The following is a 21,963-nucleotide window of genomic DNA, read 5'->3' as shown; positions in this document are numbered from 1 at the left end:
AGCTGTCAACACCTCTTTTTCAACTTCCTGCTGGCTTCGATGAACTGAAGCAACCTGCTATCGAAACCTACGTAACTCATTGAATCTCAAGGAGTTTTCCGTTTCGACTGCGCCGGAAGTGGGGCGAATTATAGACATCCTGAATCTGCCGTCAACCGTTAATTTCGCTTTTCTTGCATAACCTGCTTTTTAGCCAACAAACGCGGGATTCGGCGCATCACCGGCGGAATACGCAGTAGCAGGAGCACCGCACCTATAAAGGCATAGATCGCCCACTCCTCAAGATCAGCGCGCACGATCCACAGCATATGCAACAAACCCAGGCTAAGAATCACGTAGACCAAGCGATGCAGCTTCTTCCAACGCACGCCTAAACGACGCTGACTGTAGCGATTGGACGTCACCGCCAACGCCAACAATCCTAGAAAGCCCAGCGCCCCTACTATTATGTAAGGTCGCTTGCGCAACTCGACCGTCAGCTGCGACCAATCGAACCCCAGAATAAACGCCATATAGCTGCACAGGTGCAATACCACATAGGCAAAACACCAAAGCCCCAACTGCCGGCGAACCGCAATCCACCCCGCCCAACCGGTGAGCTTCTGCATCGGTGTCATGCTCAATGTGATCAACAACAGCACCAACGTCCCCAGCCCCAGCCGGTCTACCAACACTTTGCCTGGATCAGGCCCAAGCAAATCCCCGAGCGCCTGATACAACCACAGCATCGGCCAGACTGCTGCCGCAATGAAAACGCCTATACGCCACAACGGGAATCGCATCAGTAGTTCTTCCGCAGATCGAGCCCTGTATATAAAGAAGCAACTTCATCCGAGTAGCCGTTGAACATTTGCGTGTCGCGCACATTTGGCTTGAACAGACTGTTCGGCAATCGCCGCTCCCGCGCCTGGGTCCAGCGCGGGTGATCGACTGTCGGGTTCACGTTCGCGTAAAAGCCATACTCATCTGCGGCGATGCTTTGCCAAGTGGTCTTCGGCTGCTCGCTGACCAGACTGATACGCACGATGGATTTGACGCTCTTGAAGCCATACTTCCACGGCACTACCAGACGCAGCGGCGCGCCATTCTGATTCGGCAATTCGCGGCCATACATGCCCACCGCCAGAATCGCCAAAGGATTCATTGCCTCATCCAGACGCAAACCTTCTACGTAAGGCCAATCGATCAGAGCGAAACCAGAGCGCTGACCGGGCATACTCTTGGGATCCTGCAAGGTTTCAAACCGGATGTATTTGGCATTGGACGTTGGCTCTACCTGCTTGAGCAGCGCCGAGATTGGAAAGCCGATCCACGGAATGACCATTGACCACGCCTCGACACAGCGCAAACGATAGATACGCTCTTCCAACTGGTAAGGCTTCATGAAGTCTTCCAGCGCATAACGCCCCGGTTTACCCACCTCCCCATCGACCACCACGCTCCACGGTTCGGTTTTCAGCGAACCGGCATTCGCCGCCGGGTCGCCCTTGTCGGTACCGAACTCATAGAAGTTGTTGTAGTGAGTGGCGTCTTTATAAGGCGTGATCGCCTCATCCTTGACGTTGACCGCTCCCCACTTCGTGGAAGGCAGCTTCTCGGCAAACCAGGCAGGCGCCTTGCCCGGCTCGGCATCGGCATACCGCGCCGCATCGTCGGCATTGGCCCAGCGCGGCAGGCTGCTGACGGCGATACCGGCAGCAGTGGCCCCCAGCAATTGGCGGCGAGAAAGATAAATGGCTTCAGGCGTGACATCCGACTCGTGGCAGTCGGACGCTTTGGGGACTTTGATCAACATGGCAACTCCGCAGCTTTGGAGGACAGATGCACCCATAGACTGCGGAGTATGCGGGAAATTACATCACTCGGCTTTTTTGTGGCGACGAAGATGCAACAGGTACTGAACCGGACCGGAAGCCGCGTAAGCGAGGAACACCAGCAGCAGAATGCGCGGTGGATCGCTGAACACCACAGCAAACACCAGCACCACGGCAAGAATCGCCACGAACGGTACGCGCCCTTTCAGATCCAGCTCTTTAAAGCTGTTGTACTTGATATTGCTGACCATCAGCATGCCGGCGGCTGCCACCATCAACGCGACCAGGAACGACATCTTCGAACCCTGAATTCCGTAATCGCTGAACGCCCAGACAATCCCCGCTACCACACCGGCCGCTGCCGGACTGGCCAGACCGATGAAATAGCGCTTGTCCGCCGTACCGACCTGCGTGTTGAAACGCGCCAGACGCAACGCCGCGCCCGCTACATAGATGAAGGCGACCATCCAGCCAACCTTGCCCATGTCGCCCAACGCCCAACCGAACGCCAGCAGCGCCGGAGCAACACCGAACGCGACCATGTCCGACAGTGAGTCGTACTCGGCGCCGAAGGCACTCTGCGTATTGGTCATGCGTGCGACACGACCGTCGAGGCCGTCGAGCACCATGGCGACAAAAATCGCGATCGCGGCGAACGCGAAATACTTGCTCGCATTGGCCGAGTCGCCAGCGCTTAGAGCAGCCTGGGCGCTCATGGAGTTGATGATGGAGTAAAACCCTGCGAACAAGTTCGCAGTGGTGAACAGATTCGGCAGCAGATAGATACCACGATGCCGGACTTTACGACCTTCTGCGTCGTGCCCTTCTTCGATGTGTTCATCGATGGGCAGCAGGCTTTCGGCGTCAGAAGCCTTGTTCGGCTCTTCGGGACGTTCGCTCATGGACATTACCTTGCAACGGTTTGGAGAAAATTCGACAGGTGCTTGAGGACGACAGTTCGGCCACAAACGATGCAGCTTTATACCAGAACCACCGCCTCAAACGAAAAAACGCGGCCGAGGCCGCGTTTTTCGTACAAGGGACGACGACTTAGTTTTTAGCTTTGTCGACGATCTTGTTGGCACCGATCCACGGCATCATGGAGCGCAGTTGCTCGCCGATGATTTCGATACCGTGAGCGGCGTTGTTACGACGCTTGGCGGTCATCGAAGGGTAGCCGGTTGCGCCTTCGCTGATGAACATTTTGGCGTATTCGCCGTCCTGAATACGTTTCAGGGCGTTGCGCATGGCCTGACGGGACTCGGCGTTGATCACTTCCGGGCCAGTCACGTACTCGCCGTACTCAGCGTTGTTGGAGATCGAGTAGTTCATGTTGGCGATACCGCCTTCGTACATGAGGTCAACGATCAGTTTCAGTTCGTGCAGACACTCGAAGTAGGCCATTTCCGGCGCGTAGCCAGCTTCAACCAGGGTTTCGAAACCGGCTTTTACCAGTTCAACGGTACCGCCGCACAGTACGGCTTGTTCGCCGAACAGGTCGGTTTCGGTCTCGTCCTTGAAAGTGGTTTCGATGATGCCGGTACGACCGCCACCCACGCCAGCAGCGTAGGACAGTGCAACGTTTTTGGCATTGCCCGAGGCGTCCTGGTAGATCGCGATCAGGTCAGGGATACCGCCGCCTTTCACGAACTCGGAACGTACGGTGTGACCCGGAGCTTTCGGCGCGATCATGATTACGTCGAGGTCGGCACGCGGAACGACCTGGTTGTAGTGGATCGCGAAGCCGTGGGAGAAGGCCAGGGTGGCGCCTTTCTTGATGTTCGGCTCGATTTCGTTTTTGTACAGGGAGGACTGGAACTCGTCCGGGGTCAGGATCATGACCAGGTCGGCAGCTGCAACAGCAGAAGCAACGTCGGTCACTTTCAGGCCGTGAGCTTCAGCTTTGGCAACGGTAGCCGAACCTTTACGCAGACCAACGGTAACGTCGACACCGGAGTCTTTCAGGTTGCACGCCTGGGCGTGGCCCTGGGAACCGTAACCGATGATGGCAACTTTCTTGCCCTGGATGATCGACAGGTCGCAGTCTTTATCGTAGAAAACTTTCATGAATTTCCCCTTTATATCCAGGCCGTTCAGGCCATTCGCTAATTTGGTTTAGATGCTGAGTACTTTGTCGCCGCGGGCAATACCGGTCACGCCGCTACGGACGGTTTCCAGAATCGATGCGGTGCCGATGGACTGAATGAAGCTGTCGAGCTTGTCGCTGGTACCGGTCAATTGAACGGTATACACGCTGGCACTGACGTCGACGATCTGTCCACGGTAAATATCGGTGGTGCGTTTGATCTCGGCGCGCTGGGCGCCAGTGGCCTTGACCTTGACCAGCATCAGTTCGCGTTCGATGTGAGCGCTTTCCGACAGGTCCACCAGCTTGACCACTTCGATCAGCTTGTTCAGGTTTTTGGTGATCTGCTCGATGACTTCATCGTGGCCAACCGTGGTCAGCGTCAGACGCGACAAAGTCGGGTCTTCAGTCGGAGCCACGGTCAGGCTTTCGATGTTGTAGTTGCGCTGCGAGAACAGGCCGACTACGCGAGACAAAGCGCCGGGTTCGTTTTCCAGAAGCAAGGAAATAATGTGCCGCATGATTAAGTACGCTCCGTCTTGCTCAGCCACATGTCGCGCATCGAGCCGTCTTTGATCTGCATCGGATAGACGTGCTCGCTGGTGTCGACCGAAATATCGATCACGACCAGGCGATCCTTCATGGCGAACGCTTCTGCCATCTTCGACTTCAAATCTTTCGATTCGGTGATGCGTACGCCAACGTGGCCGTAGGCTTCAGCCAACTTGACGAAGTCAGGCAACGATTCCATGTAGGAGTGCGAGTGACGGCTGCCGTAGCTCATGTCCTGCCACTGACGAACCATCCCCAGAACACCGTTGTTCAGGATGACGATTTTCACTGGTAAGCCATATTGCAGGCAGGTCGACAGCTCCTGGATGTTCATCTGGATACTGCCTTCACCGGTGACGCAGGCAACGTCGTCATCGGGGAAGCTCAACTTGATGCCCATGGCCGCCGGGAAACCGAAACCCATGGTGCCCAGACCGCCGGAGTTGATCCAGCGATTCGGCTTGTTGAACGTGTAGTACTGCGCCGCGAACATCTGGTGCTGGCCCACGTCGGAAGTGATGAAGGCATCGCCCTTGGTCACTTCGCAGAGGGTTTCGATCACGGTCTGTGGTTTGATCAGGCTGCCGTCGCCCTTTTCATAAGGGAACAGGCCGCGATCACCGCGCCACTCATCAACCTGCTTCCACCAACTGGCCACGGACTCCTTGTTCGGGGTCTCGCCGATTTCCTTGAGGATCGCGACCATTTCGGTCAGGACGCTCTCGACCGGACCCACGATTGGCACGTCGGCCTTGATGGTCTTGGAAATCGAAGCAGGGTCGATGTCGATGTGGATGATCTTGGCATTCGGGCAGAACTTCGCCGCGCCGTTGATCACGCGATCGTCGAAGCGCGCGCCGACCGCCAGGATCACGTCAGCGTGGTGCATCGCCAGGTTGGCGGTGTAGCTGCCGTGCATGCCGAGCATGCCGATGAACTGACGATCAGTACCCGGAAAACCACCCAGGCCCATCAGCGTGTTGGTCACCGGCAAGTTGAGCATTTTCGCCAGTTCGGTCAGCGGTGCGGAACCGTTGCCGAGGATGACACCGCCGCCGGAGTACAACACCGGGCGCTTGGCCGCCAGGAGCATTTCTGCTGCCTTGCGGATTTGCCCGGAGTGACCGCGAACGGCGGGGCTGTAGGAACGCAGCTTGGCTTTCTTCGGGAAGATGTATTCGAACTTCTCGGCCGGGTTGGTCATGTCTTTCGGGATATCGACTACGACCGGGCCCGGACGACCGGATTGCGCCAGGTAGAACGCCTTCTTCATGACTTCCGGGATTTCCGAGGCATGCTTGATCATGAAGCTGTGCTTCACGATCGGCCGGGAGATACCGATCATGTCGGTTTCCTGAAACGCGTCGGTACCGACCATGGTGCTTGGCACCTGACCGGAAATGATCACCATTGGAATCGAGTCCATATAGGCGGTCGCGATACCGGTGATGGCGTTTGTGGCGCCAGGACCGGACGTCACCAATACCACGCCGGCTTTACCGGTGGCACGGGCATAACCGTCAGCCATATGGGTTGCCGCTTGCTCGTGGCGAACCAGAATGTGAGTCACTTCCGGTTCTTTGAACAGGGCATCGTAAACATGCAGGAGAGCACCACCCGGGTACCCGTAGATATATTTGACGCCTTCGTCACGCAAAAAGCGGACGAGCATCTCACCGCCAGATAAAAGCTCCACGTTGTTCACCTCTAAAACGCCAGAATACCGTCCACAAAAAGGGGCGGGTCTTAATAGGTTTACTTCTCGGCAGAGCATGAGCGACGGTGGTCGCCGACTACGTCAGCACTGACTGAGCAAGTATTGGGATCGTCCCAAGTGTTGCGGGCCTTTCCCACCCAGCGCGAGGTAACGCGTTGCGGGTGTAACAGGTCGGCGCGGATGTGCGCCTCATGATCTACCGAGTGGGTCTGCTTCTGGCAGTCCCTCTACAGCGGACTTTGGATTCTTCTGTTTCGCCATCTCCAAGTCAAGCCGTCTATGTGGTTAATTGTGGGTAAGCACATGAGAACGCAAGAAAAAACCTGAAAACCGCTACTCTGTTAGTGTCAATTGCGCAATTTTGCCAAGGAATCAGCATGCGAACGCTCCTCCTTACTCTGCTGATCGGCCTCAGTCCGTGGTGCACGGCCGCTCAAATCTACAAATGGGTCGATGCTCAGGGTGTCACGCACTTCGATGCGCAGCCACCGCCAGGCCAGCCATCGACGACGTTGCAAACGCCCTCCTCGCCCCCGGCGAAACCTGCAGCCATGCCGGGCAGCGGCGTACTCGGTGACCAGAAGTCTATCGACGACAAGGTGAAGAAGCAGGTGGCCGACCAACAGGCGCAACTCAAACAGTTTTGCGAGCAGGCACGGACGAACCTGGCACAGTTGCAAAACAATCCGCGCTTGAGAGAAGAGGTAGAAGGACGGTTGCGCAGGCTGGATGATGCGCAGCGGCAGGAACGTATCGTAGAAGCGCAGAAGCAGATTACGCAAAACTGCGAATAGCCACCGGTAGGCGCTGCCGCAGCCTGCGGCAGTGCCTACACCGGCACTGTGTCAACCCGAAAGGACGGGATCAGCGCGAGGCGGTGAGCAGCAGGTCAAACTCTTTGAGCAGCACCTGAAGCTGACGATCCTTGCCACCCAGATTGCGCTGGGCGAAGACCATTTCTGCCATTTCCTGAATGCCCGAGGCATTCGGCAACGGCAGATCCTGTTCGAGGATCATCTTCATGCGCGGCAGGAAGATCCATTGCAGCCACTGTTCGAAGTCCAGCGTGTCGACCGAAAACGGCTCGACACTACTCAACGCTTCGGCCGAAGGCGAAACTTCGTCCCACCAGCCCTGCGTACGCAGCTCACGCTCGATCAGCAGCAACTGATCGGCGATTTTCGGGAAACGAGCATCCATCACAGCGAAACCTTGGCCTTCTGACGGGCCTGAGCAGCGCCGGCGGCATCGCCTTGTTTCTCACGAGACTGAGCGATGATTTCCCACAAGCTGGCTTGCAGATCCGGACGGCCGTTGGCCATGGTCAGCGCCCGACGGGCGAACTGCTCGGCTTGTGGCGCATCACCTTGAGCCATGCGCACCTGTGCCAGACGATAAAGCACTTGCGGTTCACGCGGCGCAACACGCTGCGCGCGCTCCAGGCTGGACGACGCACCGTTGAGGTCGCCCCCGGCCTGCTGCTGTTGCGCGGTGGTCAGCAGTGCGAGTACCGGACCGTCCAGCTGCTCGTCGGCCGACAGACCGCCGCCACTGCTGGCCGAAGGAATGCCGCTCGGCGTCGACGGCATGCTGTAGCTGCCGGAGTTGATCGGTGCCGACTCAACCGCCGATGGGTTGTATGGACCCGGAGTGATACCACCGGAGGCCGGACCCGGCACGATTGGCGCAGAGCTGATCGGTGCCGAAGTCGTCGCGCCGCCACCCGGTACCATCACCACCACGCCAGTGTCACCTTGCGGGATCGCCTGAGTCTGGCCCTGCGCAGGACGCTTGACCGTCGTTTGACGGAAGCCGCCATTGGCCGACATACGCTCACTGTTGGACACCGCAGTACCGGAATCAACCACCGGAATCGAACCACGCTGTACGGTAGAGCAGCCGCTGAGCAAAGCCACGGCGGTCACCGCTGGAATCAACCACTTGTTCACTTGAAACCCTCTTTGCTTAATTCATCCAGCCCTTGACCCAATCCATCACCGACTCCGGCGAAGCAGGCGTTTCGCCCGCACACGCGGCGCCGGGTGGCGGTTCGCTGCCGCGAATATACGGCATCTGCACCGCTCCCGGGCAGTTGGCATCGGAGCCCTGCCCGGTACGCGAATCAACCCAGGCCTGTACGACGTTGTCCGGCTGCGGCATGTCCAGCGGTAGCGGATCGGCCTTGCGCATGAAACTGGTCCAGACCTGCAACGCACCGGTGGCCCCGGTGAACGGCGTCTTGCCGTTGTCATCGCGACCCAGCCACACCACTGCCAGCAGATCCTGACTGAAACCGGCGAACCAGCTGTCACGGGAATCGTTACTGGTACCGGTCTTGCCCGCCAGCGTCAGAGTCTTGGGCAATACGTTATAAACCGAGCTGCCGGTACCTTCACGCATCACCCGTTGCATGGCGTTCTGGATCAGATAAATGGACGCCGGATCGAAACGCTGTTCGATCTGGAATGGATAACGTTTGAGCGGCTCGCCCTCGGCGGTCAGCACACTGCGAATGCCGCGCATCGGCGTGTTGAAACCACCGTTGGCCAGCGTCTGGTACATGGTCGCCACTTCGATCGGCGTCATGCCACCGGCACCGAGCAGCATCGACGGGAATGCCGGGAATTCGCGCGTCACGCCCAGACGACCCAACGTCTTGAGTACATTCGGCACGCCGACTTCCAGACCCAGACGCGAGGTCGACAGGTTGTAGGAATGCGCCAGGCCCTGATAGAGGAACACCGTGCCGTGGGAGCGGCGATCATAGTTCTGCGGTTTCCACACCTGACCGTTCGCGCCTTTGACCGACAACGGGTCGTCCGACAGCCAACTGGTCAGGGTGTACTGGCTCGGTCTCTCCAGCGCAGTCAGATAAACCGCCGGCTTGATCAACGAGCCGATCGGTCGTACGGCATCCAGCGCACGGTTGAACCCGGCATAACTGGCCTGACGGCTGCCGATCATCGCCTGGACTTCGCCGGTTTCCGGGTTGGTCACGACCATCGCCGCTTCCACGTCATCGGAGCCTTTGCGCCCGGCCAGACGTTTGAAGGTGTCGTTCACCGAGGCCTCGGCTTTCATCTGCAGGATCGGGTCGAAACTGGTGAAGATGCGCAGGCCTTCTTCGGTCAAGTCTTCGTCGCGATAGTCTTCACGCAACTGACGTTTGACCAGATCGATAAAGCCCGGGAACGAGCTGTCGGCGAGCTTGCCGCGCGTGGTCACACCCAGTGGCATTTTCTTCGCCGCTTCAACCTGTTCGGCCGTCGCCACGCCCTGCTGCGCAAGCACGTCGAGTACCAGATTGCGACGCTCAAGTGCGCGCTCCGGGTTGCGACGCGGGTTGTAGTAGGACGGCCCCTTGACCATGCCGACCAGCATCGCCACCTGATGCAATTTCAGCTCGGACAATGGCTGGCCGAAGAAGAACTGACTGGCCAGACCGAAACCGTGCACCGCACGCTGACCGTCCTGGCCGACAAAGACTTCATTGAGGTAGGCCTCAAGGATTTCCTTTTTGTCGTAATGCAGTTCCAGCAGCATCGCCATCATCGCTTCGGTGAGCTTGCGGGTCAGGCTGCGTTCATTGGTCAGGTAGAAGTTTTTCACCAACTGCTGAGTCAGCGTACTGCCGCCCTGCGTCATCTTGCCGCCCGAGGTGTTGACCCAGACAGCGCGGGCAATCGACTTCGGCGACACGCCCCAGTGACTGTAGAAATCGCGGTCTTCAACAGCGATCAGGGTTTCGAGCAGGTACGGCGGCACCTGATCGAGTTTGATCAGAATGCGGTCTTCGAGGTTCTTCGGATAAATACCGCCGATCAGCAGCGGTTCAAGGCGCACCACGGACAACTTCGAACCGTTGGTCGCCGACAGCTCAGCTACATAATCGCCGGAGAAACGCACGCGCACGGGCTGCGGTTTCTCCAGGCCTTCATAGAACTGGAAGCCACGGGTATTCAGATCGACTGTATTGCCACTGACCGCTGCGGCACCGGGGCCATTGCTCACGGCTTCACGACGATAACCGAGGGCATCGAGTTCGGTAAGGAAATCGTCCTTGCTGAGCTTTTGTCCGACGAACAGCTCGAGCGGCCGCGCGTAGACCTTGGCCGGGATGGTCCAGCGCTTACCGGAGAACTTCTCCTGCACCACGGCATCGAGGTAAACGGCGAAGCCGGCCAGCACGACAAGGCCGACCAGACTGAGTTTAATGGCCCAGCTCAACCATGGGCTGAGGCCCTTGGAGGGTGGTTTTTTCTTGGTACGGGGGGATCGAGTTCGAGTCATGGCGGCGGATTATACGCACTTTATTCATCCTCAACAGGAGCGCTCCGAGGTTTGCGTCGGGCTGGCGAGCGGCCATAATGGCGACCTCGAATTTCCCCCAGTCTCTGAAGGATCGCCCGTGAGCCAGTCACTGATCGCTGCCCTGCAAAACCCGGCCCTCTACCCGCACCCTGTCGAAGGGTTTCAGGTCATCGAAACCCATATCTCGTGGGTGATCCTCACCGGTCCCTTCGCTTATAAAGTGAAGAAGCCGGTCAATTTCGGCTTCCTCGACTTCACTGGCCTCGATTCACGCGCGCATTTCTGCGCTGAAGAGCTGCGTTTGAACCAGCGTCTGACCGATGATTTGTATCTGGAAGTGTTGCCAGTCACCGGCAGCATCGAAGCGCCGCAACTGGGCGGCGACGGCCCGGCCATCGAATACGTGCTGAAAATGCGTCAATTCCCGCAAAGCGGTTTGCTCAGCACCTTGCAAGCCAACGGCGAACTGACGACTCAGCACATCGACGAAATGGCCGAGCAAATCGCGCGTTTCCACCTTACCGCGCCAAAAGTCCCGGCCGAACACGATGCCGGCACCCCGGAAAGCGTGATGGCGCCGGTCTCGCAAAACTTCGAACAGATCCTGCCGTTCCTCAGCGACAAAAACGATCTGCTGCAACTCGAGGCACTGAAAGCCTGGGCCGAAAGCAGCTTCGAACGCCTCAAACCGCTGTTCGCCCAGCGCAAGGCCGACGGCTTCACCCGTGAATGCCACGGCGATATCCACCTGGGCAACGCCACCGTCATCGACGGCAACGTGGTGATCTTCGACTGCATCGAATTCAACGAACCGTTCCGTTTCACTGACGTCTGGGCCGACACCGGTTTCCTCGCGATGGACCTGGAAGACCGTGGCCTGAAGTCCCTGGCGCGCCGTTTCATCAGCCAGTACCTGGAACTGACCGGCGATTATCAAGGCCTGGAAGTGCTCAACTTCTATAAAGCCTACCGCGCCCTGGTGCGCGCCAAGGTTGCCCTGTTCAGCATGCCGGCGGACGCGACCCCGGTGCAACGCGCCACCACCCTGCGCCAGTACCGCAACTACGCCAACCTGGCGGAAAGCTATAGCACCATTCCTTCGCGCTTCATGGCCATCACCCACGGTGTTTCCGCTGTCGGCAAGAGCCACGTGGCCATGCGTCTGGTCGAAGCGCTGGGCGCCATCCGTCTGCGCTCCGACGTTGAACGCAAACGCCTGTTCGGCGAGCAAACCGTCGCCAACGACGTGCAGGCCGGCATTTATAGTGCCGATGCCAGCGCCGCGACCTACGCGCGTCTGCATGAAATCGCTGAAGTAATCCTGCACGCCGGTTTCCCGGTGGTCATCGACGCGACTTACCTCAAACGCGAACAACGCGACAATGCAGCGAAGATCGCCGAAGCCACCGGCACGCCATTCCTGATCCTCGACTGCAACGCACCGCAAGCGGTGATCGAGAGCTGGCTGGCGATCCGTCAGGCCGACCAAAAGGATCCGTCCGACGCCACCCTGGCCGTGATCGAAGCGCAGCAAGCCAATCGTGAAGCACTGACGCCGGAAGAAATCCTGCGCAGCAAACGTGTGCAGACCAATGAATCCGGCACGCTGGACACCGTGGTCGCGCAGATCCGTCAGCGCCTGCCAGGCCTGTAAGAAACTATTTCGGCCGTGAAGCTCTCGCTTGCTTCACGGCCGTCAAATAGTGGCACTATACTGGCGTCATAAAACCAACGGTGATATGACATGAGCCAGCCGAAACTTCTCGACACCCCGCTGTATGCCTTGCTGCACAAAGACGACATCACAGGTTTCAACAAAGAGCGCCCGCAGGACGGCCCGATCGACATGGTCGGTGGCGATTTTCGCGGCCTTGACTTGCGCGAACTGAACGCCGATGGCGTGGATTTCCGGGACGCCTACTTCCGCTCTGCCGATTTGCGCGGCATCGATTTCCGCAACGCGTCGCTGGAAGGCGCGAGCCTGGCTCATGCGCAGATTTCCGGGGCGTACTTCCCGCCAGAGCTGAGTGCTGACGAGATTCTGATGTCGATGAATTTCGGTACGCGCCTGCGCTATCGCACCCGCTGATAGTCGCCTCCCCCTCTCACACGACGCCCACCCTGTAGGAGTGAGCCTGCTCGCGATAGCGGTCTAACATTCAACACATGTGTGCCTGCCAGTCCGCTATCGCGAGCAGGCTCACTCCTACATTGATATGTGTTTTTTCCTTCTTTCTGCGTTCGCAGAGCTTTCGCGCGCCCTTTCTTAGAAGCGTTTGCGTTGAATCCGACCAAACAACCACGCTTTTCCTACTGATGGCTACACTCCTGAGAAGCTCGCCCACGCACCATTCGGCCGTCGCAAGGAGGCTTGATGAATGATGAACTGCAACACCTGAAGAATCTTGGCAAGACGTCGGCGCAATGGCTGCATGCCGTGGGCATCCACAGCGCCTCGGACTTGCGTCGACTGGGCGCGGTGGACGCCTACCGGGCCGTGCGTACCCGCGGGTTTCGCGCATCGAAGGTGTTGTTGTATGCGATCGAAGGCGCGTTGATGGATGTGCACTGGAACGACATCCCCGCCGAACGCAAGGACGCCCTGAACAAGCAGCTTGAAGCCATTTCCTCGCGCCACAAGAATTGAACGGGCATAGACCGTTATGTATTTACTGGGGGAACAATCGGCTTGGGCCGATGCCTTGATCAACCGGTTGCAGAGCTTGCCCGCGCTGTGGCTGCGCGATTTGGCGCCTTGCGGACCGGCGCTGGAACTGCAGGCATCAGATGATTTGCTGACGCAGTTACCCGCCGACCAGCTTTTCCTGCTGAATGAAGGCCTGATCAACGGCTGTATCGGCGCCCGTCCGTTGTTTTATTGGCAGGATGGCGACTTGATCGGCCTTCAGCGGGGTAAGGACTGGGCCGATTGCCGTTTGTGCAGCGACGGAGCGTTGCTGTTGACACCCTATCGGCGTCAGGAGGTTTTCCAGCACTTGTATGCCGACGCACGTCGGGCTGACCAGTTTCTGGAATATCTGCTGGGGCAAATGGCGATCCTCGCTCACGCCGTCGCGGAACTGAAGCCACGCGAGTTTCGTAGCACCAATGGCTTCAAACGGGTCGAGGCGGGTGAAACGCTGATCAAGCAGGGGGATGCGGCTGATCACGTGTTCGTGATCATCGCCGGGCATGCCGAGGCGTTTGTCGACGGGCAGAAGGTTGGCGACGTGGCCAGGGACGAGATCTTCGGTGCCATGGCCGTGTTTACCGGCGAGCCGCGCAATGCCACGGTGATAGCCAGAGAACCGAGCACGGTGATGCTGGTTCCCGGTGATCAATTTTTGACCATGACCTGCACTAACCCAAAGATCGCCCACAGCCTGATCGAGAGCATGGCGCGGCGGATCGGCCAGTTGAATCGGCAGATCACGCACATGAAGCCGGCTGAAGAGCAGATCTGAAAGCCTTTGTTTACGGGGCGTACCGGCCATTTTCCAGACGAATTCACAGAAACGGGAAATCAGTTGTTGACTCGGTAATGAGAATCGCTATGATTATCACAGCTGGTCGCGAGATCAGTCGATATTCTGAAAAGCCCTTGGTTCGGACTCTCAGATTATCTCCTCATCAGGCTAATCACGGTTATTTGACCCGGTTTTTACCGGGTCTTTTTTTGCCTGTGGAAAAGTCATTGACCGAACTGTTTGCGCATCTGCTCGCAATAATCCTGCTTTGGCGTGGCGGGCGTGTACCAAACGTAATCGGCCATCGCTGCGCTCACTTCGGCTCCCTGCTCTGCCAGCATCAACACTGTGGGGGCCTGAGCAGCGCCCAAGTCCAGCAAGTGCAACGGCACGCCAACATCCTTGCGCGCATGCCACGCACCGGCCAGCAAAAGTGAAGGTGTGGGAGCCGCCAGCAGACGCTCAGCCATACGCCGGTCGCGTTGTTGCTGAACGGCAAGCATCGCCGGCATCTGTGATTCGGGCAGCAGGCCACAGTGGGAGTCGCTGATCTGCTCCAGCAAGACGGTTTTCACCGATTGCGCATTGCTGCGTTTGCCCTTCAACACAGGGGGATCGCGATAGAAGGTGCAGATTTCAAGGCTATCGAGATTGGCCGCCAGCAGCGGATATGGCTGAGTCAGCGCGAAGCGGACAATCGGCCCATAGAGATTCCAGTCCCAGCCGTCCCCCCAGGCCAATGCACCGGGCAGGTCAGCAGGTGGCGTTGTTGCTTGACGCACTTGATCAACGCGAGGCTGCTGGTCCGGCGTGAGCATTTCCAGGAGCAGACTGCCCTGCGGCCGCTGCTCACCAAGCGAGCGCAACAGCCACAATTGCGCGGCATGATGATCGGCGTTGTCATGCTGCTCGCCGATGATCAGCCGCTCAGGCTCGGCGAGACGCGTCAGCAACTGCTGCGCCGTCAGCACCTGACCGCTGCGCAGATCGCGAATCTCGCCATTGATCGGCGGTGGCGCAACCACGTGCTGACACCCCGCAAGCCACATCACCGCCAACAGCCACAAGCCACGCATGCCATCACCTCAACGAGAAAATCAGCGGGCGATGATCAGCGGATGCCCACGCTCCGGGTGCGGCTGCACCAACACTTCGAGACCGAATACGGCCTGGAGCGTGTCCGCTCGCAAAACCTGCGGCGGTGTATCCAGCGCCACCGGGCGGCCGCCTTCCAGCAGCAGAATGCGATCACAATAACGTGCCGCCAGATTCAGATCATGCAGGATCACCAACACCGCCGCGCCGCGATCGGCAAACTCGCGCACAGCCTGCAGCGTGGTGTGTTGATGCAGCGGATCAAGCATCGACGTCGGTTCATCCAGCAGCAACGTTTGCCCGGCCAATCCCGGCCAGAGTTGCGCCAACACCCGCGCCAGATGCACACGCTGTCGCTCGCCCCCGGACAGCGCCAGATAGCTGCGACCGCTCAAGTGCCCGGCATCCGCCGCCGCCAATGCCTGCGCGACGATTTCGTCATCCCGCAGCCGCCCGCTCTGCCAAGGCAATCGGCCCATGCCGACCACTTCTTCGACGCGAAAGGCAAAATCCAGCGTCGACACTTGAGGCAACACCGCCAGTCGTTGCGCGCGCTGCGGCCCCGTCCAATGACTCAACGCCTGCCCGTCGAGGCAAACCCCACCCGCACTCGCTGCCAGCTCACCGCACAAGGCACTGAGCAAAGTACTTTTGCCAGCACCGTTCGGCCCAAGTACGCCGAGCACTTCACCCGGTTCGAGCTGCAACGTGACATCACTGAGCACAGCCTTGCGACCGCGATGGACGTGCAGATTTTGCGCACGCAACATCAGGCACGCCCTCGCAACAGTAAATAAAGGAAGAACGGCGCGCCGATAAACGCGGTAACAATACCAATCGGCAACTCCGCCGGCGCCAGCGCCAAACGCGCGACCAGATCAGCCAGTAGCAACAGGCTCGCTCCCGCCAGCACCGATGCCGGTAACAACACCTTATGATCCGGCCCGGCCAGCAAACGCACGAGATGCGGCACCACCAGCCCGACAAAACCGATCATTCCGGCGGCCGCCACTGCCGCGCCAACACCCAGCGCCGTGCAGAACACCAGTTCACGCTTGAGCCGTTCGACATCAATCCCCAGATGCCCGGCCTCGGATTCCCCGAGCAGCAAGGCGTTCAGCGCCTTGGCCCGACGCGGCAGCCACAACGCGACACCGGCGCTGATGATCAGCAATGGCCACAACCGCGCGTAACTGGCGCCATTGAGGCTGCCAAGGTTCCAGAAGGTCAGCGTGCGCAGCGTTGCGTCATCCGCCAGGTAAGTGAACAGGCCGACCGCCGAACTGGCCAGCGCCGTCAGCGCGATGCCCGCCAGCAACATCGTCGCGACATTGGTCTGGCCATTACGCCGGCCAAGTCGATACACCAGTGCCGTCACGCCAAGTCCGCCAAGAAACGCGCAGACCGACAGCAGATACGGTGCGAACCACTCCGGCAAACCGCCAAAGAATGAGCCGCCGACGATTGCGATCGCAGCGCCCAGGGCCGCGCCGCTGGAGACGCCGACCAATCCCGGATCCGCCAGTGGATTGCGAAACAGCCCTTGCATCGCCACACCCGATAACGCCAGCACACCGCCAACCGCCAACCCAAGCAAGGTTCGCGGCAAACGAATCTGCCCAAGGATCAGCTCAGCCTGCTCCAGACCGTCCGGCGCCAGCGGCACGCCGAGCATGCGCAGCGCTGCACGCAACGTATCGACCAGCGGCAGGCTGACCGGCCCCAGCGCCAATGACAGCCAGATCGCCACTAAACACAGGAGCGTCAGACCGATGAACAAGCCACGGGGCTTTACCGATATGGTCATTGGCCGCTCTTGGCCGGGTAGAAACCGTCAGTTAGGCTTTTCAGCGCCGCTGGCAAACGTGGCCCGAGACCGCCGACCAGCAAGGTCGGGTCCAGCTCCAGCACCCGCCCGGCTTTGGCTGCGCGGCTTGAATTGAGAATAGGGTTTTCCTTGAACAGCGCCGCTTTCGCCGCGTCACCGGTCAGCGCACGGTCGGCGAACACCAGCACTTCGGGGTCGAGGCTGGCGAGGGATTCGACGGAAAAAGGCTTGTAACCGGTATGGGTCGCCAGGTTATGCCCACCAGCCTGTTGCAGCAGCCAGTCGGCGGCGGTGTCCTTGCCGGCAATCAACGGTTTGCCGCCCGCATGCCCGAGCAGCAGCAACACGCCCGGCGCTTTTTGTTTGCTCTGCACTTGAACCACCCGTGCTTTTTGCGCATCGAGTTGCTGTTGATAACTCTGAAGCAACTGCGCAGCCTGTGGTTCGGCGCCAAGCAATTGGCCCAGATGTGTGACGTTTTTCTCCAGCGTCGGCAGATCCGGCTGCGCCGAAAACAATTCCACCTGCACCTTTGCTGCCTTGACCTGAGACAGAACCGGAGGCGGGCCCATTTCTTCGGTGCCGATCAGGATATCCGGGCGCAGACTGAGAATGCCTTCAGCGGACAGACTGCGCTGATAACCAATGCTCGGCAGCGCCTTCAACGATTCCGGGTGCTGGCTGGTGGTGTCGACGCCGACCAGTTTCGACTCGCCACCCAGCGCACTCACCCACTCCGTCAGTGCACCGCCAGCACTGACCCAACGTTGCGGCAACTCAGCCGCTGCGGCCTGGTGGCTGAGCAAAAGCCCGACACACAGCACAGCAACGCGGGTACTCAGGCGCATACACAGCTTCCTTGATTAAGGTTTTCCCGGGCATCAGGATGGCAGGCCAAGTATCCTCGACAGCTGCCAGCCGCCTGCGGGCGAAGGCCGCCATTTGATAATTGTTTGCATTTAAACGTCAAGCTCGGACATATCCAGACACGAGCGGACATTAGAGGATAGCCATGAAGTTTCTCTGCCCGGGCGCGGAACTCGCCGAAGCCACCAGCCGTGGGTTTGAAGTCAATGGGAAAAAGCTGTTCGCCGTACGTCGCAACGGACAGGCATTCGTCTATCTCAATCGTTGCCCGCACCGTGGCGTCGGGCTGGAATGGCACTCCGACCAGTTTCTCGACCCGAGCAACAGCCTGATCCAGTGCGCCACCCACGGCGCACTGTTTCTGATCGAGGACGGTGAATGCGTCGCCGGCCCCTGCGCCGGACAATCACTGACCGCCATTCCTTGCCGGGAAGACGCCCAAGGCCTGTGGATCGATGTTTAACCGTTGAGCAACACGTCGAGACGCCGGTCGATGACCATCTCTTGATGGTCCAGCCGCACGCCATATGCCAGAACCTCAACACCGCAAGCGACTGCTTCGAGAAGCGCATCGGCATAGGCCGAATCGATTTCCTTCGCCGGCCGCACCGCTTCAATCCCGGTCAGATTGACGCAATACAACTGCACCGCCCGAATCCCGTCCCGCGCGAGGTGCGCCAATTCACGCAAATGCTTGGCGCCGCGCTGAGTAACCGCATCGGGAAACGCCGCGACCGCAGTGCCATCGAAACCCAGAGTGACGCTTTTCACCTCTACATACGCCGGACCACTCGGATACTCGAGCCGAAAATCGATACGGCTCTTTTCCTGCCCATACGCCACTTCGCGCTTCAGCGCGGTAAAGCCGTTCAACTCGCTGATAACGCCGGCCTGCAAAGCCTCTTCGACCAAGCCATTGGCCCGCGCCGTATTCACGCAGAACAACCGGCCTTGCGGGGTTTCGCCGATTTCCCAAGTGCCGGGCAATTTGCGTTTCGGATCGGTGGAGCGACTGAACCAGACCTGCCCGCCTTCAACCTGGCAATTGAGCATAGAACCGGTGTTCGGACAGTGAATGGTCAATAACTCGCCGCTAACGGTTTCGATATCGGCGAGAAAACGCTTGTAACGACGGATCAGACGCGCTTCTTCAAGTTCGGGATAAAAACGCATCAGCCTTGCCAGCTCTTCAAGCCACGAGCGATTCGCTCCACCGCTTCCTGTAAGCGAGGGAGGTTTTGTGTGTAGGCGAAACGCACATGATGACTGGCTTGATAACGACCGAAATCCAGACCCGGGGTGAAGGCAACGTGCTCGGTTTCGAGGAAATATCGGCAGAATGCGAAGGCATCGCCGCCGAACTGGCTGATATCAGCGTAGAGATAGAAGGCGCCTTCAGGCTCAACGGCGATGTTGAAGCCCAACTCGCGCAACGCAGGCAAAAGGAAATCACGGCGCCGGCCGAATTCGGCGCGGCGCTCTTCAAGAATCGTGATGGTGTCCGGTTCGAAACAGGCCAATGCCGCGTACTGGGCCATGCTCGGTGCACTGATGTAGAGGTTCTGCGCCAGTTTTTCCAGCTCGCTGACCGCCGCATCCGGCGCTACCAGCCAACCCAGACGCCAGCCGGTCATGCCGAAATACTTGGAGAAACTGTTCAGCACGAAAGCGCTGTCATCGACTTCCAGCACGCTCGCCGCATCGGTGCCGTAAGTCAGACCGTGGTAGATCTCGTCCACCACCAGATGCCCGTGTTTCGCTTTGATGGCTGTGGATAACCCGGCCAGTTCGTCGCGGGTCAGGATCGTGCCGGTCGGGTTGGCCGGCGAAGCAACCAGTGCACCGACGCTGTCGTGATCCCAATGGCGCTCAACCAGATCCGGGGTCAGTTGGTAGCGCACGTCCGGACCGACCGGGACCAACTGCGCCGCCCCTTCGACCAAGCGCAGGAAGTGCCGGTTGCACGGATAACCCGGGTCCGCGAGCAACCAGTGTTTACCTGGATCAACCAGCAACGCACTGGCCAGCAACAGCGCACCGGAGCCACCTGGCGTGATCAAAATCCGTCGCGGATCGATGTTCAAGCCATACCGCGATTGATAAAACCCGGAAATCGCTTCGCGCAGCTCGGGAATGCCGCGTGCGGCGGTGTAACGGGTCTTGCCCGCCGCCAGCGCTGCCTGCCCCGCGCGGATGATCGGTTCGGCCGTGGTGAAGTCCGGCTCGCCGATCTCCAGGTGGATCACGTCATGACCTTCAGCCTGTAACTCATTGGCCCGCGCCAGCAGCGCCATCACATGGAACGGTTCAATCGCACGACTGCGCGCACTGTAGGGCTGAGCCATTGGTGTTCCTTCGGCAGGGAAAAAGAGACGATTCTACCCATCTGCCGGAACGAGCGAGAACCCGCAGCGGTCACAGCCTCAAGAACGCTGGACTGTAACGATATGAGCGTACGCTCCAGGATTGACTAAAATCAGTGATTGAACAGGTCTTCAGCACCGCCAGACACGGCTTGCCAAACATTTGCAAGCGCCACCCGCCGGGGCCTCGACATCCGGGAGTAGCGCAGGCCGAATTGATCTGGTAAGTTCGCCCGCTTGCAGCCGCAGGGCCGGCAGGTGTCGGTGATGGAGCAATCCTGCGCAATGGATTACAAGAGTAGAGGCGGTCCATTTCATGCCCACCCAAGCAAAGCAACAGCAGCAAACGACGATCAGCGGTTTCGAACCTTACGTTCCGAAGGCCGGTGAAGAGTACATGGGCGCCCCGATGCGAGCGCACTTCACCAAGATCCTGAACAAGTGGAAGCAGGACTTGATGCAGGAAGTCGACCGTACTGTTGATCACATGAAAGACGAAGCGGCCAACTTCCCTGACCCGGCTGACCGTGCCAGCCAGGAAGAAGAATTCGCCCTCGAGCTGCGCGCCCGCGACCGCGAGCGCAAGTTGATCAAGAAGATCGACAAGACGCTGGAGCTGATTCAGGACGAAGAATACGGCTGGTGCGAGTCCTGCGGCATCGAGATCGGCGTCAAGCGCCTCGAGGCCCGTCCGACGGCGGACCTGTGCATCGACTGCAAGACCCTGGCGGAAATCAAGGAAAAGCAGGTCGGCAAGTAATTTCGACCTGAACGAAAAACGGAGCGTGCGAACGCTCCGTTTTTGTTTCTGCCTTTTGCCTGTCTTCTCTGCCTTTGTGGGAGGGGGCTTGCTCCCGAATGCGGTGTGTCATAAACAGAGATGTTGACTAATCAAGCGCATTCGGGAGCAAGCCCCCTCCCACAAAGGTAATGTGCGCGAAACCTGAAAAGTTATATTGCTCCCATGATTGCCAAAACATCCCCCGCCTACATCGGCCGCTTCGCCCCCACCCCCAGTGGTCACCTGCACTTCGGTTCGCTGGTGGCCGCCCTCGCCTCCTACCTCGACGCCCGTTCGGTCGGCGGTCGCTGGCTGGTGCGCATGGAAGACCTCGATCCGCCCCGTGAAGAGCCCGGTGCGCAAGCGGCGATCCTCAAAGCGCTGGAAAGTTATGGCTTCGAATGGGACGGCGACATGGTGCGCCAGAGCGATCGCCACGACGCCTACGCTGACGTCCTTAACAGCCTGTTCAATCACGGCTTGGCCTACGCCTGCACCTGCTCGCGCAAACAACTCGAAGCGTACAACGGCATTTATCCGGGCCTTTGCCGCAATGCCGGTCACGATCAGCAAGGCGCGGCGATCCGCCTGCGTGTGCCGGAGCTGGAATACCACTTCATCGACCGCGTGCAGGGCGAATACCGCCAGCATCTGGGCCGCGACGTCGGCGATTTCGTGATCCGTCGCCGCGACGGTCTCTACGCTTATCAACTGGCCGTGGTGCTCGACGATGCATGGCAAGGCATTACCGACATTGTGCGCGGTGCCGACCTGCTCGACTCGACCCCGCGCCAACTCTATTTGCAAGAACTGCTCGGCCTGCGCCAGCCGCGTTACCTGCACCTGCCGCTGATCATCCAGCCAGATGGCAACAAGCTCGGCAAATCCTACCGCTCGCCGCCGCTGCAAGCCGATCAAGCCACGCCGTTGTTACTGCGAGCCCTGCGCGCACTGGGGCAGAATCCCGACGCCGAACTGGCTCACGCCTCGCCGCAAGAGTTGCTGGCGTGGGGCTGCGCGCACTGGGATGCGACAAAGATCCCGCGCACACTGACCCTGCCCGAAGCGCAACTGCTATGACG

At 59.2% G+C, this 21,963-nt stretch carries 23 protein-coding genes; 8 read left to right on the top strand and 15 right to left on the bottom strand.

The features are described from left to right. Window positions 1-158: 158 nt before the first annotated feature. The 6 genes from msrQ to ACM6IV_RS25675 form a co-directional block, all read right to left on the bottom strand. Complete coding sequence (gene msrQ / locus ACM6IV_RS25700) at window positions 159-782, bottom strand: protein-methionine-sulfoxide reductase heme-binding subunit MsrQ (RefSeq protein ID WP_414872168.1); 624 nt, start codon at window positions 780-782, stop codon at window positions 159-161. After that, window positions 782-1,795 carry a protein-methionine-sulfoxide reductase catalytic subunit MsrP gene (gene msrP / locus ACM6IV_RS25695; RefSeq protein ID WP_414872167.1) on the bottom strand — a complete coding sequence of 338 codons (1,014 nt, stop codon included), beginning with the start codon at window positions 1,793-1,795 and terminating at the stop codon, window positions 782-784. Before msrP ends, msrQ begins: the two co-directional genes overlap by 1 nt. A 63-nt stretch (window positions 1,796-1,858) precedes the next feature. Beyond that, window positions 1,859-2,716 (bottom strand): CDP-diacylglycerol--serine O-phosphatidyltransferase, encoded by an 858-nt coding sequence (gene pssA / locus ACM6IV_RS25690; RefSeq protein ID WP_016983477.1) that lies wholly within the window; start codon window positions 2,714-2,716, stop codon window positions 1,859-1,861. Between the two features lie 148 nt (window positions 2,717-2,864). After that, entirely contained in the window at window positions 2,865-3,881 is a 1,017-nt protein-coding gene (ilvC, locus tag ACM6IV_RS25685; RefSeq protein WP_003228216.1) for a ketol-acid reductoisomerase, read from the bottom strand. Window positions 3,882-3,929: 48 nt separating this feature from the next. Continuing rightward, entirely contained in the window at window positions 3,930-4,421 is a 492-nt protein-coding gene (ilvN, locus tag ACM6IV_RS25680; RefSeq protein ID WP_003176102.1) for an acetolactate synthase small subunit, read from the bottom strand. Window positions 4,422-4,423: 2 nt separating this feature from the next. After that, entirely contained in the window at window positions 4,424-6,148 is a 1,725-nt protein-coding gene (locus ACM6IV_RS25675) for an acetolactate synthase 3 large subunit (protein ID WP_414872166.1), read from the bottom strand. 398 nt (window positions 6,149-6,546) lie between these two features. Between ACM6IV_RS25675 and ACM6IV_RS25670 the strand changes: the two genes are divergently transcribed. Then, window positions 6,547-6,963: a DUF4124 domain-containing protein gene (locus ACM6IV_RS25670; protein ID WP_414872165.1), complete on the top strand. Its 417-nt coding sequence runs from the start codon at window positions 6,547-6,549 to the stop codon at window positions 6,961-6,963. A 70-nt stretch (window positions 6,964-7,033) separates the two neighbouring features. Here the strand turns inward: ACM6IV_RS25670 and ACM6IV_RS25665 are convergent, their stop codons facing one another. From ACM6IV_RS25665 to mrcB, 3 genes are read right to left on the bottom strand one after another with little or no spacing between them, the layout of a single operon-like run. Beyond that, window positions 7,034-7,369 (bottom strand): YqcC family protein, encoded by a 336-nt coding sequence (locus ACM6IV_RS25665; protein WP_414872164.1) that lies wholly within the window; start codon window positions 7,367-7,369, stop codon window positions 7,034-7,036. Further along, the gene (locus ACM6IV_RS25660) at window positions 7,369-8,118 is read right to left on the bottom strand and encodes a hypothetical protein (protein ID WP_414872163.1); all 750 of its coding nucleotides are present in this window, start codon (window positions 8,116-8,118) and stop codon (window positions 7,369-7,371) included. The genes ACM6IV_RS25665 and ACM6IV_RS25660 overlap by 1 nt, the downstream gene beginning before the upstream one ends. A gap of 16 nt (window positions 8,119-8,134) precedes the next feature. Further along, window positions 8,135-10,459, bottom strand: a complete 2,325-nt coding sequence (gene mrcB / locus ACM6IV_RS25655) for a penicillin-binding protein 1B (protein ID WP_414872162.1) — start codon at window positions 10,457-10,459, stop codon at window positions 8,135-8,137. Between the two features lie 118 nt (window positions 10,460-10,577). Between mrcB and ACM6IV_RS25650 the strand changes: the two genes are divergently transcribed. The 4 genes from ACM6IV_RS25650 (at window position 10,578) to ACM6IV_RS25635 (ending at window position 13,944) form a co-directional block, all read left to right on the top strand. Next, the gene (locus ACM6IV_RS25650; RefSeq protein ID WP_414872161.1) at window positions 10,578-12,134 is read left to right on the top strand and encodes an AAA family ATPase; all 1,557 of its coding nucleotides are present in this window, start codon (window positions 10,578-10,580) and stop codon (window positions 12,132-12,134) included. 90 nt (window positions 12,135-12,224) lie between these two features. Next, on the top strand, window positions 12,225-12,569 hold the full coding sequence (locus ACM6IV_RS25645; protein WP_007909940.1) for a pentapeptide repeat-containing protein: 345 nt from the start codon (window positions 12,225-12,227) through the stop codon (window positions 12,567-12,569). A gap of 285 nt (window positions 12,570-12,854) precedes the next feature. Further along, window positions 12,855-13,127, top strand: a complete 273-nt coding sequence (locus tag ACM6IV_RS25640) for a TfoX/Sxy family protein (RefSeq protein WP_003228231.1) — start codon at window positions 12,855-12,857, stop codon at window positions 13,125-13,127. Window positions 13,128-13,143: 16 nt separating this feature from the next. Then, on the top strand, window positions 13,144-13,944 hold the full coding sequence (locus ACM6IV_RS25635; protein WP_414872160.1) for a Crp/Fnr family transcriptional regulator: 801 nt from the start codon (window positions 13,144-13,146) through the stop codon (window positions 13,942-13,944). A gap of 227 nt (window positions 13,945-14,171) precedes the next feature. Here ACM6IV_RS25635 and ACM6IV_RS25630 read toward each other — a convergent pair whose 3' ends face one another. From ACM6IV_RS25630 to ACM6IV_RS25615, 4 genes are read right to left on the bottom strand one after another with little or no spacing between them, the layout of a single operon-like run. After that, on the bottom strand, window positions 14,172-15,023 hold the full coding sequence (locus ACM6IV_RS25630; protein WP_414872159.1) for a ChaN family lipoprotein: 852 nt from the start codon (window positions 15,021-15,023) through the stop codon (window positions 14,172-14,174). A 21-nt stretch (window positions 15,024-15,044) separates the two neighbouring features. Next, window positions 15,045-15,812, bottom strand: coding sequence for a heme ABC transporter ATP-binding protein (locus ACM6IV_RS25625; protein ID WP_414872158.1), 768 nt, complete (start codon window positions 15,810-15,812; stop codon window positions 15,045-15,047). Continuing rightward, window positions 15,812-16,849 carry a FecCD family ABC transporter permease gene (locus tag ACM6IV_RS25620; RefSeq protein WP_414872157.1) on the bottom strand — a complete coding sequence of 346 codons (1,038 nt, stop codon included), beginning with the start codon at window positions 16,847-16,849 and terminating at the stop codon, window positions 15,812-15,814. Before ACM6IV_RS25620 ends, ACM6IV_RS25625 begins: the two co-directional genes overlap by 1 nt. Continuing rightward, window positions 16,846-17,718 (bottom strand): heme/hemin ABC transporter substrate-binding protein, encoded by an 873-nt coding sequence (locus ACM6IV_RS25615; RefSeq protein ID WP_414872156.1) that lies wholly within the window; start codon window positions 17,716-17,718, stop codon window positions 16,846-16,848. The genes ACM6IV_RS25620 and ACM6IV_RS25615 overlap by 4 nt, the downstream gene beginning before the upstream one ends. Before the next feature lie 164 nt (window positions 17,719-17,882). Between ACM6IV_RS25615 and ACM6IV_RS25610 the strand changes: the two genes are divergently transcribed. After that, entirely contained in the window at window positions 17,883-18,200 is a 318-nt protein-coding gene (locus ACM6IV_RS25610) for a Rieske (2Fe-2S) protein (protein WP_414872155.1), read from the top strand. Here the strand turns inward: ACM6IV_RS25610 and sfsA are convergent. Then, window positions 18,197-18,910 (bottom strand): DNA/RNA nuclease SfsA, encoded by a 714-nt coding sequence (gene sfsA / locus ACM6IV_RS25605; protein WP_414872154.1) that lies wholly within the window; start codon window positions 18,908-18,910, stop codon window positions 18,197-18,199. The genes ACM6IV_RS25610 and sfsA overlap by 4 nt on opposite strands. Then, window positions 18,910-20,082, bottom strand: coding sequence for a pyridoxal phosphate-dependent aminotransferase (locus tag ACM6IV_RS25600; RefSeq protein ID WP_414872153.1), 1,173 nt, complete (start codon window positions 20,080-20,082; stop codon window positions 18,910-18,912). Before ACM6IV_RS25600 ends, sfsA begins: the two co-directional genes overlap by 1 nt. Before the next feature lie 334 nt (window positions 20,083-20,416). On the opposite strand from ACM6IV_RS25600, the gene dksA reads away from it, so the two are divergent. Beyond that, the gene (gene dksA, locus ACM6IV_RS25595) at window positions 20,417-20,860 is read left to right on the top strand and encodes an RNA polymerase-binding protein DksA (protein WP_064118688.1); all 444 of its coding nucleotides are present in this window, start codon (window positions 20,417-20,419) and stop codon (window positions 20,858-20,860) included. 204 nt (window positions 20,861-21,064) lie between these two features. Further along, window positions 21,065-21,961, top strand: coding sequence for a tRNA glutamyl-Q(34) synthetase GluQRS (gluQRS, locus tag ACM6IV_RS25590; RefSeq protein WP_414872152.1), 897 nt, complete (start codon window positions 21,065-21,067; stop codon window positions 21,959-21,961). Window positions 21,962-21,963 lie beyond the last annotated feature (2 nt).

Origin of the sequence: Pseudomonas sp. IT-347P (assembly GCF_949768005.1) — a bacterium.
GTDB lineage: Bacteria > Pseudomonadota > Gammaproteobacteria > Pseudomonadales > Pseudomonadaceae > Aquipseudomonas.
Note: the sequence above shows the minus strand (reverse complement) of the source record. Positions and strands in the feature narration are given on the sequence as shown.